The sequence below is a fragment of the Peptacetobacter hiranonis genome, assembly GCF_008151785.1.
Lineage (GTDB): Bacteria > Bacillota > Clostridia > Peptostreptococcales > Peptostreptococcaceae > Peptacetobacter > Peptacetobacter hiranonis.
Map to the genome: position 1 here is coordinate 274,655 of NZ_CP036523.1, position 12,198 is coordinate 286,852.

A 12,198-nucleotide genomic window follows, 5' to 3' on the forward strand; every position below is an offset into this window, starting at 1 on the left:
GAACTTGTAAATTTAATATAAATTCAAGTTGACGAGGTCAGAGTTAATCGAATATTCGGCGGGTGCTCTGCGGTGTATTTACCATCGTAAAATTTCTTCAAAACTTAGAAGTGATTCTTTGAACAAAGGGAAATTTGAGTAAATAATTTTTTTATCACTACTTCTAAAAATATATAAATAATTTTTAGGAGGCACAGAAATATGTGTGGAATAGTTGGGTACTTAGGTACTAAAAATGCATCAGAGGTGATAGTCGATGGACTATCAAAATTAGAGTACAGAGGTTATGATTCAGCAGGTGTTGCTGTATGCAACGATGGTGAATTAGAAATCAGAAAATTCAAAGGTAGACTTGCTGTACTTGCAGAAGACATTGAAAAAAATGAAATGAAAGGTCACCTAGGAATAGGTCACACAAGATGGGCAACTCATGGAGAACCATCAGATGTGAACTCTCATCCTCATTTTAATAAGGACAAAACAATAGCAGTTGTCCACAATGGGATAATAGAAAACTACATGGAATTAAAGGAAGAATTAAAAGAAGATGGAGTAGAATTCAGATCAGAAACAGATACAGAAGTAATAGCTCACTTAGTAGACAAATACTACGAAGGAAATCTTCTTGACGCTGTTTACAAAACAGTAGCTAGATTAAGAGGTGCTTATGCATTAGGAGTTATATGCAAAGATAATGAAGATGAATTAGTAGCTGTTAGAAAAGACAGTCCTCTTATAGCGGGTGTTGGAGAAGGAGAAAACTTCATAGCTTCAGATATACCAGCACTTTTAAAATACACTAGAAAAGTATACTTCCTTGAAAATGGAGAAGTTGTTCATATAAAAGGAAACGAACTTAAAATATACGACTCAGAAAGAAATCCTGTTGAAAAAGAAATATACGATGTAAAATGGGATATAGAAGCAGCTTCAAAAGGTGGATACGACTGTTTCATGCTTAAAGAAATAAATGAACAGCCAGAAGGTGTTAAAAACACACTTGAAAGAAGAATAGACGAAAATGGAAACATAGTATTAGACGGAATCCATTTAACTAAAGAAGACTTAGACAATATAAATAGAATATATATAGTTGCTTGTGGTACTGCATATCATGCTGGATTACTTGGAAAAAATGCACTTGAAAAATACTTAAAAGTGCCAGTAATAACAGACATAGCTTCAGAATTTAGATACAGTGACAATTTTGTTGATGAACATTCTTTAGTAATATTAGTAAGCCAATCAGGAGAAACAGCTGATACACTAGCAGTTTTAAGAGATTCAAAAGCTAAAGGTGCTAAAATACTTGCTATAACAAATGTAGTAGGTTCATCAATATCAAGAGAAGCAGACGAAGTATTCTATACTTGGGCTGGTCCTGAAATAGCAGTTGCTTCAACAAAAGCGTACACTACTCAGATAACTTCTTTATATATGATAGCTCTAAACTTTGCTCTTGAAAAAGGAACAATAACTAGAGAAGAATATTTAGAAACTATAGAAAAAATGAAAGAACTTCCTGAAAAAATACAGAGTGTGTTAGATAATCAGGATAAAATAAAAGAAACAGCAGAAAAAATAGTTTCAAAAGAGCATGTATTCTTCCTTGGAAGAGGAGTTGATTACTCACTAGCTATGGAAGGGTCTTTAAAATTAAAAGAAGTTTCATATATACACTCAGAAGCATTTGCGGCAGGAGAATTAAAACATGGAACAATAGCTCTTATAGAAGAAGGAACTCCAGTGATATCTATAGCAACACAGGAAAACTTATTTGAAAAAATGGTATCAAATATGCAGGAAGTAAAAGCAAGAGGTGCATTTGTTGCATCAATAGCTCAGGAACACAACAGAAGTGTAGAAAAAGTTTCTGATGAAGTAATATACATACCAAACTGCGATGATATGTTAGTTCCTATAGTTGCGGTTGTACCAATGCAGCTATTAGCATACTATGTATCAACAATGAAAGGGCTTGATGTAGATAAACCGAGAAACCTTGCCAAGTCTGTTACAGTTGAATAATATATAGAAAAAAACTATAATAGTTTAGATTTCTAAGCAAATTGAAAAAATATTTTAGTAAGAAAAATAATAAATAAAAATATAAAGTAAAGCTATGCAAATTTTGTGAATAAGAAATAAGCATAGCTTTTTTTTATTTGAAAATAAAGTAGACAAAGGTTATCCTATTTTCATAAGAAATTCAGATTGACAAATAATTGTTGAAAAAAAATTTAATGTTCTATATAATGTATAATGTATTTAATGAGTTTAGGAAAAGGGAAAGCATAAGATTGATACCTTAGGGTATAATGCTATTATATTAATTTAATTGTGATAATTTTAACTTTAAGAGGTTGGTTTAAAATGCAATTTTATGATGATAATTTGTTTTCTCTATTTATAAAACTCAAAATATAAAAATTAATGGATGGAGGAAAAGAGATATGGTAGGAATTGTTCTTGCTAGTCATGGTGATTTCGCTAATGGGATACTACAGTCAGTATCAATGATATTTGGTGAACAGCAGAATGTTAAAGCTGTTACACTACAGCCAAGCGAAGGACCAAACGATTTAAAAGCTAAGATGGAAGAAGCTATTGCTACATTCGAAAATCCTGAAGAAGTATTATTCTTAGTAGACTTATGGAGTGGAACACCATTCAATCAGGCTACAGGACTTGTTGAAGGACACGAAAAATGGGCTATAGTTACTGGTCTTAACTTACCAATGCTTGTAGAAGCATATGGTGCACGTCTATCTATGGATACTGCTCACGAAATAGCAGCTTATATAGTAGGTGCTGGAAGAGAAGGAATAAAAGTTTGTCCTGAATCTTTAGAACCTAAAAAAGAAGAAGCTGCTCCAGTTCAGGCAACTGCTGGTGGTGCAATACCAGAAGGAACAGTAATAGGTGACGGAAAAATAAAATACGTGTTAGCTCGTATAGACACACGTTTATTACATGGACAGGTTGCTACAACTTGGACAAAAACAACAAAACCAAATCGTATAATCGTAGTTTCAGATTCTGTTGCTCATGACGATTTACGTAAAAAAATGATAGAACAGGCGGCTCCTCCTGGGGTTAAAGCAAACGTTGTTCCAATCGACAAAATGATAAAAGTTCAGAAAGATACTCGTTTTGGAAATACTGAAGCAATGTTATTATTCGAAACACCACAGGATGCTTTAAGAGCAATAAAAGGTGGAGTTGAAGTTAAAGAACTAAACTTAGGTTCTATGGCTCACTCTGTAGGTAAAGTTGTTGCAAATAAAGCAATAGCTATGGACGCAAAAGATATAGAAACAATAGAAGAATTAAAAGATATGGGAATAAAATTTGATGTTCGTAAGGTTCCAAGTGAATCTGGAGAAAATATCGATGATCTTCTTAAAAAAGCAAAAGCTGAATTAGCAAAAGCATAAAGGCGAGGAGGATATAAAGTTATGTCAATGATAACAGTACTTTTAATAATTGTTGTTGCCTTGCTAGCAGGTATGGAAGGGGTTCTAGATGAGTTCCAGTTCCATCAGCCTCTAGTGGCATGTACATTAATAGGATTAGTAAGTGGACATTTAACTGAGGGTGTTATCCTTGGTGGTTCATTACAGATGATAGCTCTTGGATGGGCAAACGTTGGTGCAGCAGTTGCACCAGATGCTGCTTTAGCATCAGTTGCTTCTGCAATAATAATGGTATTAGGTTTAAATGGTGGAACAACTAATGTTCAGACTGCAATATCTACTTCTATAGCAGTTGCTATACCACTATCAGTAGCAGGTTTATTCTTAACTATGATAGTTCGTACATTATCTATACCAATAGTTCATTTCATGGATGCTGCTGCTGAAGAAGCAAACATGAGAAAAATGGAAATGTGGCACATAATAGCTATATTACTTCAGGGTATAAGAATAGCTATACCAGCTGCTGCTTTATGTTTCGTACCAGCATCAGTTGTAACAAGCGCATTAAACTCAATGCCTGAATGGTTAGCAACAGGTATGACAATCGGTGGTGGAATGGTTGCCGCTGTTGGGTATGCAATGGTTATAAACATGATGTCAACAAAAGAAACATGGCCATTCTTCGCTCTAGGATTTGTTCTAGCTGCTATAAACCAGTTAACACTTATAGCACTTGGTGTAATAGGTGTATCTTTAGCTCTATTATACTTAGGACTAAAAGAAAGTGCTGGAAACGGCGGTAATGGAAACGGTGGTTCTGGAGATCCACTTGGCGATATATTAAATGAATATTAATCTTGAAGGAGGAAAAGAAAAATGGCAGAAAGAAAAACATTAACTAAAAAAGACCGTATGTCTGTTGCTTGGCGTCATCAGTTCCTTCAGGGTTCTTGGAACTATGAACGTATGCAGAATGGTGGATGGTGTTATTCAATGATACCAGCTATCAAAAAATTATATACAAATAAAGAAGACCAGATTGCTGCTTTAAAAAGACACATGGAATTCTACAATACACATCCTTACGTATCAGCTCCAGTTATAGGGGTTACATTAGCACTTGAAGAAGAAAGAGCTAATGGTGCTGAAGTTAACGACCAGGCAATACAGGGTGTTAAAGTTGGTATGATGGGACCTCTAGCAGGGGTTGGTGACCCAGTATTCTGGTTCACTCTAAGACCAATACTTGGAGCATTAGGTGCTTCATTAGCATTAGGTGGAAACATAGTTGGTCCACTAATATTCTTCTTCGCATGGAATATAATCCGTATGGCTTTCTTATGGTACACTCAGGAATTCGGATACAAAGTTGGTAACTCAATAGCACAGGATTTATCTGGTGGATTATTAGGAAAAATAACTCAGGGAGCTTCAATACTTGGTATGTTCATAATAGGTTCTCTAGTTCAGCGTTGGGTAAGTATTTCATTTACTCCAATAGTTTCTCAGGTTACACAGTCTGAAGGTGCTTATATAGATTGGGCTAGCTTACCAGCTGGAACAGAAGGTATAAAACAGGCACTTACAATGTATAACTCATTAGGTGGAAATGCTCTAGATGTAGTTAAAACTACTACATTACAGGGTAACTTAGACCAGTTAATACCTGGACTTGCAGCTTTATTATTAACATTATTATGCTGTAAGTTATTAAAGAAAAACGTATCTCCAATAGTAATAATCATAGCATTATTCATAGTTGGTATAGGTGCTCACTTATTAGGTATAATGTAATTAAATATTTTCAAATATATTACAAAGGAAAAGCTCAGTTATCTGAGCTTTTTCTTTAAATATAATATTTTTTAGGAGGGTGTTTAATGGCTCAATCAATGAACACAAAGGTAGACTATACAGTACCTGCGACATCATTCTTAGGTTTAACTAGCTACGGAAATGTAATGATTGGTGATAAAGCGTTTGAATTCTATAATGAAAAAAATGTAAACGACTATATTCAGATTCCTTGGACAGAAGTAGATCATGTATTAGGATCTGTAAGTTTTCGTGGAAAATGGATATCTCGTTTTGCAATAGTTACAAAAGAAAATGGAACATATAGCTTTTCTACAAGAGATAATAAAGCTACTTTAAGAGCTGTAAATAAATATATAGAATCAGACAAATTATTAAAATCTTTAACTTTCTTCCAAGTAATAGGACGCGGGTTAAAAAGATTATTTAGAATAAAAGATAAAAATGAAAAATAAAGAAATAAATTAGAGTGTATGAAAATACACTTTTTTTTATGCCTATATATAGTATTGAGAAAAATAAATATAAATAAAATAAAGGTTAAATAGGGTTTAAAGATAAGTTTTTATTATGATTAAATAAAAAATATGTATTTAATAAAACTATTTTGTTTTGTTATACTATAGTTATTAACGATACATTAAAAAATTTAAAAAATTTGTTTTATATGATATAATAAAAACAAGAACGTATACAAGTTAAGGAAGGTAGGGATACAAATGAAATTAAACAAAAAATTTAAAGTTCTAGCAATAGGTGCAGCATTAGTATTATCTATAGGTGCTGTTGGATGTAGTAAACAGGAAGAAGCTCCAAAAGAAGAAGCTAAACAGGAACAGGCTAAAGCAGAAGTTAAAACTATAAAAGGTGACGAATTAGTAGAAGCAATGAAAGATGCTAACACTGTAGTAATAGATGCTAGAGACGCTTCTGAATACGAAGCTGGACATATAAAAGGAGCATTAAATGTTTTTGTAGATGAAGCTGAATCTAAACTTGGCGATCTTGAACAGTACAAAGACAAAAAAGTAATAGTATACTGCAACTCAGGTAAAAAGAGTGGAAAATTAGCACAGTTATTAGTAGATAACGGATTTACAGATGTTTCTAATGCAGATGGTGTTAAACAGTATGAATATGAATTAGTTCAGGGTAAAGAAGAACCTAAAGCTGAAAAAGCAGAAGTTAAAACTATGAAAGGTGATGAAGTAGTAGAAGCAATGAAAGATACTGCTAACACTGTAGTAATAGATGCTAGAGATGCTAAAGACTTCGCTAAAGGACATATAGATGGTGCTATAAACATATTCGTTGACGAAGCTAAAGATAAATTAGGTGAATTAGAACAGTACAAAGACAAAAAAGTAATAGTATACTGCAACTCAGGAAATAAGAGTGGAAAATTAGCACAGTTCTTAGTAGACAATGGATTTACAGATGTTTACAATGCAGACGGTGTTAAACAGTACGAATACAACCTAGTTAAAGGTGAATAATTAAAATAGAATAATAGATTTTTTTAGGAAAGACTGTATTTATAAAAATACAGTCTTTTTTTTGTTAATCCCTTCATAAAGTTTACATAAAGTGATATAATTGATAAGGCGTAAAATGTTGAATTGTAGATAAATGATGAAATGGTTTAAATTTTGCGACTAATTAAAAAAGGTTACAAACTTTATAAGAGTAATGAAATTTTTAGAAAATTATTATATAATAAAGAATACGATAAAAATAAAAAATAAGAATAAATACACAAAAAAACAGTGTATAAAAATAGAATATAAACATAAAAATACTAAAATAGATAGAATAAATATATAAATATGAGAGATAGCCAATTAAATATAGATAAAAAAGTTAGAGGAGAAAAAATATGCCAAAAATAATAGTTAAAAAAAGTGCACCTTTAAGAGGGACAGTTAAAATAGACGGAGCAAAAAATGCTGTATTACCTATAATAGCAGCTACATTACTTGCAGAAGGAAAATCAGTTTTAAAAGGAGTACCAAATCTTAGAGATGTTCATGTTATATCAGATCTTTTAAGACATTTAGGTGCTGAAGTAACATATGAAGGAACTACTTTAACAGTAGATGCTAGTAATATAACTACTTGTGAAGCACCATACGAACTAGTTAGAAAAATGAGAGCTTCATTCTTAGTAATGGGTCCTTTACTTGCTAGATTTAATCATACAAAAATATCTATGCCAGGTGGATGTGCTATAGGAACAAGACCTATAGATTTACATCTAAAAGGATTCAAATCATTAGGAGCTGAAGTAGAAATAGATCATGGATTTGTAGAAGCAAAAACAGAAAAATTAACAGGAAACAAATTATACCTTGATTTCCCATCAGTAGGAGCTACAGAAAACATAATGATGGCTGCAGCATTAGCAGAAGGAACAACTATAATAGAAAATGCAGCAGAAGAACCAGAAATAGTTGACTTAGCTAACTTCCTAAACGAAATGGGTGCAAACGTTAAAGGTGCAGGAACAAATACAATAAAAATAAAAGGTGTTGAATCTTTAAAAGGTGCTGAACATACAGTAATACCTGACAGAATAGAAGCAGCTACTTACATGGTTGCAGCAGCTATGACAAAAGGTGATATAACTGTGGAAAACGTACTTATGGAACACTTAAAACCAATAATAGCAAAATTAAGAGAAACTGGCTGTGAAATAATTGAGATGGAAAATGCAGTTAGAGTAATAGGGCCAGAAGTATTAAAACCAATAGATATAAAAACACTTCCACATCCTGGATTCCCAACAGATGTTCAGGCACAGTTTATGGCAATGCTTACAATAGCTAATGGAACAGCAGTTGTTATAGAAACTGTATTTGAAAACAGATTTATGCACGTTGCTGAATTCAACAGAATGGGAGCAGACATAAAAATAGAAGGAAGAAGCGCTATAGTAAATGGTGTTGATAAATTATACGGAGCTAAAGTTAATGCTACAGATTTAAGAGCTGGTGCAGCGCTTATACTATGTGGACTTATAGCAGAAGGTGAAACACAGATAGGCGAAATATACCATATACAGAGAGGTTATGTGGATATAGACAAGAAAATAAGAGCTTTAGGTGGTAATATAGAAATAGTTGAATAATATTTTCGAAAAATACCTAAGGTTTATTAATAATGCGAAAAAATAATAGATTTACAAGATAATAATAATTTGAAAATATGATATAATTTAGTATATAGCTAAAATTATTTAGCAAAAAATATTTGAATGACAAAGGAGTTTTTAAAATGGCAAAAGTATCTGGTGCTGATATAGGAATAGATTTAGGGACAGCTAATGTCTTAGTATATGTAAGTGGAAAAGGAATAGTACTTGAAGAACCTTCAGTAGTTGCAATAGATAATAAAACAAATGAAATATTAGCGGTTGGTAAAGAAGCAAAAAGAATGATCGGTAGAACACCTGCTAATATATCAGCTATAAGACCTCTTAGAGATGGTGTTATATCTGACTACAATACAACAGAAAAAATGTTAAAATATTTCGTTGAAAAAATAGTAGAAAAAAAAGGCTTCGGTAAAATAGTAATGCCTAGAATAATGGTATGTGTACCAACTGGTGTTACAGAAGTTGAAAAAAGAGCAGTTGAAGATGCTACAAAACAGGCTGGAGCTAGAGAAGTTTATGTTATAGAAGAACCTATAGCTGCTGCAATAGGTGCAGGAATAGAAATAGGTGAACCAAGTGGAAATATGATAATAGATATCGGTGGTGGTACTGTCGATATAGCAGTAATATCTCTTGGTGGAGCTGTTGTCAGCGACTCTATAAAAATGGGTGGAGATAAATTTGACGACGCAATAACAAAATACATGAAAAAACAGCACAACCTTATAATAGGGGAAAGAACAGCTGAAAAAGTTAAAATGGAAATAGGTAGTGCATTCAAGAGAGAAGAAGAAAAATTCATGAAAGTAACAGGAAGAAACCAGATAACTGGACTTCCATGTACTGTTGAAATAAGCTCAGCAGAAACATTAGAAGCTTTAGATGAATGTGTAGAACAGATAGTTGTTACTACTCACTCAGTACTTGAAAAAACACCACCTGAATTAGCTGCAGATATAAGTGAATCAGGAATAGTTATGACTGGTGGAGGATCATTATTATACGGACTAGACAAAAAAATAGAACAGAGAACAGGAATAAAAGTTAGAATAGCTGACAATCCATTATCTTGTGTTGCAACAGGTACTGGTGCTGCATTAAGCTCATTAGACGTATTAAAAACAGGTGGATCTTTCAAATCAATGCCATCAGAAGACAAATAATAAAATACTAAAATCATAAATATATCTGAGGAGTTTGATTTAAGCTCCTCAGATTAAAATAGAGTAATTGGGAGAAATATATGTTAAATATTGATCAAATAAAGGAAATAATACCACATAGATATCCATTTCTTTTAGTAGATAAAATAGTTGAACTTGAAGCGGGAAAAAGAGCAGTAGGTATAAAAAATGTTACTGCTAATGAACCATTTTTCCAGGGACATTTCCCAGAATATCCTCTAATGCCAGGAGTTTTAATAATAGAAGCTATGGCTCAAGTTGGTGCAGTTGCTATGATGTCTCTTGAAGAAAATAAGGGTAAACTAGGTGTATTTGCGGGGATAGACAAAGTAAGATTTAAAAGAGAAGTAAGACCAGGAGATACATTAACTATGGAAGTAGAAATGAAGGCCTTAAAGAGAAATATAGGAAAAGCAGATGCCGCAGCTTATGTTGACGGTGAATTAGTGTGCAAGGGAGAATTAATGTTTGCACTTACAGAAAAATAAAATTATCTAAAAATAATAATTTATCTTTTGGTTTGAATTTTATATTGACAAAAGATATAATCTATTATAAAATTAAATTCGTTGAAAAAATAGACAATCTTGATTACCTTATCAAGAGAGGCTGAGGGACAGGCCCGATGAAGCCCGGCAACCACCCATAAGGGAAAAGGTGCTAATTCCTACAGGATTTATCCTGAAAGATGAGGTTATGTTAATTAGTTATGTATAATTAACCTCTTCTTTTAGTGAAGAGGTTTTTTTATTATAAAAATTCTTTGCAAATCAGTGTAAATACAATAACTAACATAAAAATAATAAAAAGAAAATTGGAGAAATCCATAATAGGAAGATGACGTAATATAAAAAGGTAATTTAAAAGAAAAGGGAGGAAAGAAAAAATGGCAAGACATTTATTTACATCAGAATCAGTAACTGAAGGACATCCAGATAAAATCTGCGACCAGATATCAGATTCAATACTAGACGCATTACTTGAAGCAGATCCAAAATCAAGAGTTGCATGTGAAACAACTGTTACAACAGGATTAGTATTAGTAGCAGGGGAAATAAGTACATCAGCATACGTTGATATACCAAAATTAGTTAGAGAAACAGTAAAAGAAATAGGATACACAAGAGCTAAATTCGGATTTGACTGTGACACTTGTGCAGTTATAACATCTATAGATGAACAGTCAGGCGATATAGCAATGGGTGTTGATGAAGGATTAGAAAGTAAATCAGGAGAAGTAACTGAAGAAGAAATAGAAAAAGTAGGAGCAGGAGACCAGGGTATAATGTTCGGATTCGCTTGTAATGAAACTCCAGAACTTATGCCATTACCAATATCTTTAGCTCACAAATTATCTAGAAGATTAACAGAAGTTAGAAAATCTGGACTTCTTGACTACTTAAGACCAGATGGAAAAACTCAGGTAACTGTAGAATACGAAGATAATAAACCAGTTAGAGTTCATACAATATTAATATCTACTCAGCACAGTGAAGATGTAACAACTGAACAGATAAGAAAAGACTTAATAGAACACGTTATAAAAGCTGTTATACCAGCAGAACTTCTTGATGAAGAAACATTATACTATGTAAACCCAACAGGAAGATTCGTTGTAGGTGGACCACAGGGAGATACAGGACTTACAGGAAGAAAAATAATAATAGATACTTACGGTGGATACTCTAGACACGGTGGTGGAGCATTCTCTGGTAAAGACCCAACAAAAGTTGACAGATCTGCAGCTTATGCAGCAAGATATGTTGCTAAAAATATAGTAGCAGCTGGACTTGCAGACAAATGTGAAATAGAATTATCATACGCTATAGGTGTTGCTAGACCTCTATCTATATTCGTTGATACATTCGGAACTGGAAAAGTTTCTGAAGAAAAACTAGTTGAACTAGTAAACAAACACTTTGACTTAAGACCAGGTGCGATAATAAGAGACTTAGACCTTCTAAGACCAATATACAAACAGTGTGCAGCTTACGGACACTTTGGTAGAACTGACATAGATCTTCCATGGGAAAGAACTGATAAAGCTGAAATACTTAAAAAAGAAGCACTAGGTGAATAATAAAAATTAATGAGAATTTTAAATGCATACACTTTTTCGATTGATGAGTGTATGCATTTTTTTTAGGTAAATATATTATTATAATTATAGTGATATGTGAAAGGGGGAGAGTAAAATGTATAAATCTTGGAGTGTAGAAGATATAAGAAAAGAAATGAAAAAAATGGATAGAATTCTTGGTAAAAAGGGATCTGAGCTTCCAATAAAAATAAATACGAGAATGACAAGAAGTCTTGGAATGTACAAATTTAAAATAGAAGATAAGAAAATAGTGCCAGTTTGCTTTGAATTTTCAACAAAGACTGTGTCTGGAGAATACGATGAAAATACTGTAATAGGGATAATTAGACATGAATACGCTCATTATGCGGCAAATGATATTCATAAAGAAGCTTGTGGGCACGATAGAAGATTTAAAAATATATGTGAATTAGTAGGAGCTCCAGGAAAAGCTGTAATGAGAAAAAATGGAGATAAAGTGTGTTAAAACGAACTTATGTTTGAAAAAAACTTGTACAATTAGTATAATTAATCTTATATGTAGTG

General features: G+C 32.7%; 11 protein-coding genes and 1 riboswitch. All 11 genes read left to right on the forward strand.

Features of this window, described 5'->3' with window-relative positions; translation table 11 throughout:
• Positions 1–201: 201 nt before the first annotated feature.
• The 11 genes from glmS to KGNDJEFE_RS01735 all read left to right on the forward strand — a co-directional run bounded on the left by glmS (position 202) and on the right by KGNDJEFE_RS01735 (position 12,139).
• Entirely contained in the window at positions 202–2,028 is a 1,827-nt protein-coding gene (gene glmS / locus KGNDJEFE_RS01685; RefSeq protein ID WP_006438931.1) for a glutamine--fructose-6-phosphate transaminase (isomerizing), read from the forward strand.
• 425 nt (positions 2,029–2,453) lie between these two features.
• Entirely contained in the window at positions 2,454–3,437 is a 984-nt protein-coding gene (locus KGNDJEFE_RS01690) for a mannose/fructose/sorbose PTS transporter subunit IIA (RefSeq protein WP_006438932.1), read from the forward strand.
• Positions 3,438–3,458: 21 nt separating this feature from the next.
• Entirely contained in the window at positions 3,459–4,274 is an 816-nt protein-coding gene (locus KGNDJEFE_RS01695; RefSeq protein WP_040410166.1) for a PTS mannose/fructose/sorbose transporter subunit IIC, read from the forward strand.
• A 21-nt stretch (positions 4,275–4,295) separates the two neighbouring features.
• Positions 4,296–5,213 carry a PTS system mannose/fructose/sorbose family transporter subunit IID gene (locus KGNDJEFE_RS01700; protein ID WP_006438934.1) on the forward strand — a complete coding sequence of 306 codons (918 nt, stop codon included), beginning with the start codon at positions 4,296–4,298 and terminating at the stop codon, positions 5,211–5,213.
• Positions 5,214–5,299: 86 nt separating this feature from the next.
• The gene (locus tag KGNDJEFE_RS01705) at positions 5,300–5,689 is read left to right on the forward strand and encodes a DUF956 family protein (protein WP_006438935.1); all 390 of its coding nucleotides are present in this window, start codon (positions 5,300–5,302) and stop codon (positions 5,687–5,689) included.
• A 264-nt stretch (positions 5,690–5,953) separates the two neighbouring features.
• Positions 5,954–6,730, forward strand: a complete 777-nt coding sequence (locus tag KGNDJEFE_RS01710) for a rhodanese-like domain-containing protein (protein ID WP_006438936.1) — start codon at positions 5,954–5,956, stop codon at positions 6,728–6,730.
• A gap of 380 nt (positions 6,731–7,110) precedes the next feature.
• Positions 7,111–8,361, forward strand: coding sequence for a UDP-N-acetylglucosamine 1-carboxyvinyltransferase (gene murA, locus KGNDJEFE_RS01715; RefSeq protein WP_118549033.1), 1,251 nt, complete (start codon positions 7,111–7,113; stop codon positions 8,359–8,361).
• 146 nt (positions 8,362–8,507) lie between these two features.
• Positions 8,508–9,551, forward strand: a complete 1,044-nt coding sequence (mreB, locus tag KGNDJEFE_RS01720) for a rod shape-determining protein (RefSeq protein WP_040410168.1) — start codon at positions 8,508–8,510, stop codon at positions 9,549–9,551.
• Between the two features lie 80 nt (positions 9,552–9,631).
• The gene (fabZ, locus tag KGNDJEFE_RS01725) at positions 9,632–10,060 is read left to right on the forward strand and encodes a 3-hydroxyacyl-ACP dehydratase FabZ (RefSeq protein WP_006438940.1); all 429 of its coding nucleotides are present in this window, start codon (positions 9,632–9,634) and stop codon (positions 10,058–10,060) included.
• Between the two features lie 105 nt (positions 10,061–10,165).
• A riboswitch (SAM riboswitch) is annotated at positions 10,166–10,267 on the forward strand.
• 191 nt (positions 10,268–10,458) lie between these two features.
• The gene (gene metK, locus KGNDJEFE_RS01730) at positions 10,459–11,652 is read left to right on the forward strand and encodes a methionine adenosyltransferase (RefSeq protein ID WP_006438941.1); all 1,194 of its coding nucleotides are present in this window, start codon (positions 10,459–10,461) and stop codon (positions 11,650–11,652) included.
• Positions 11,653–11,767: 115 nt separating this feature from the next.
• Positions 11,768–12,139, forward strand: coding sequence for a SprT-like domain-containing protein (locus tag KGNDJEFE_RS01735; RefSeq protein WP_006438942.1), 372 nt, complete (start codon positions 11,768–11,770; stop codon positions 12,137–12,139).
• The last annotated feature ends 59 nt before the right edge of the window (positions 12,140–12,198 follow it).